This window comes from Micromonospora sicca (genome assembly GCF_003172935.1).
Taxonomy (GTDB): domain Bacteria; phylum Actinomycetota; class Actinomycetes; order Mycobacteriales; family Micromonosporaceae; genus Micromonospora; species Micromonospora sicca.
This window is the reverse complement of the sequence record NZ_QGKS01000098.1, coordinates 1-749: the sequence shown is the minus strand read 5'-3', so window position 1 is coordinate 749 and position 749 is coordinate 1. Positions and strand designations below refer to the sequence as shown.

The window sequence follows — 749 nt, the reverse complement described above, 5'->3', positions numbered from 1 at the left end:
GTGGCAGGCTGACCGCTGACGCGACTGGCGGCATCGGGGATGGCAGTAACCATCGGGGAGCTCGTCGCGGGGGTCGACCGCCTGGGCCTCCGCGGGCGAGGTGTGGCATGTCTTCTTCGGGTACGACGGCTCGGCTGTTGCCGGGTGGGCCGGTTGCGGAGCGGGTGCTGGCGGAGGTCGCCGAGGACGTGGCGGCGCTGCGCGCGGCGGGGGTGACGCCGGCGTTGGCGACGGTGCTGGTGGGTGACGACGACGCCAGTGCCGGGTACATCCGGATCAAGCAGCGGCAGGCGGCGGAGCTGGGGTTCGCCTCGCCGCACGTGCACCTGCCGGCCTCGAGCGCGCAGGCGGATCTGCATCGGGTGTTGGAGGACTTCAACGCGGACAAGGATGTGCACGGGGTGCTGGTGCAGTATCCGATCCCGGGGCAGCTGGACTACGACCGGGCGTTGCAGGTGCTGGATCCGGACAAGGACGTCGACGGGCTGCACCCGATGAACATGGGGCGGCTGGCGTTGGGCCTGCCGGGGCCGCTGCCGTGCACGCCGGCGGGCATCGAGGCGCTCCTGGCGTTCCATGGGGTGCCGGTGGCGGGCCGGGAGGTGGTGATCCTGGGTCGGGGCGCCACGCTGGGTCGGCCGTTGGCGATGCTGCTGGCGCAGAAGCGGCCGACGGCGAACGCGGCGGTGACGGTGGTGCACACCGGGGTGGCGGACTGGCCGCGCTACACCTGACTCTTATACACATCT

1 pseudogene and 1 riboswitch are annotated in these 749 nt (G+C 71.8%); the pseudogene reads left to right on the top strand.

The window, feature by feature from the left end:
* Positions 1-10 precede the first annotated feature (10 nt).
* A riboswitch (ZMP/ZTP riboswitch) is annotated at positions 11-94 on the top strand.
* A 13-nt stretch (positions 95-107) separates the two neighbouring features.
* Positions 108-731, top strand: a pseudogene (locus DKT69_RS03710) (bifunctional 5,10-methylenetetrahydrofolate dehydrogenase/5,10-methenyltetrahydrofolate cyclohydrolase); the annotation flags it as partial.
* Positions 732-749: the final 18 nt, after the last annotated feature.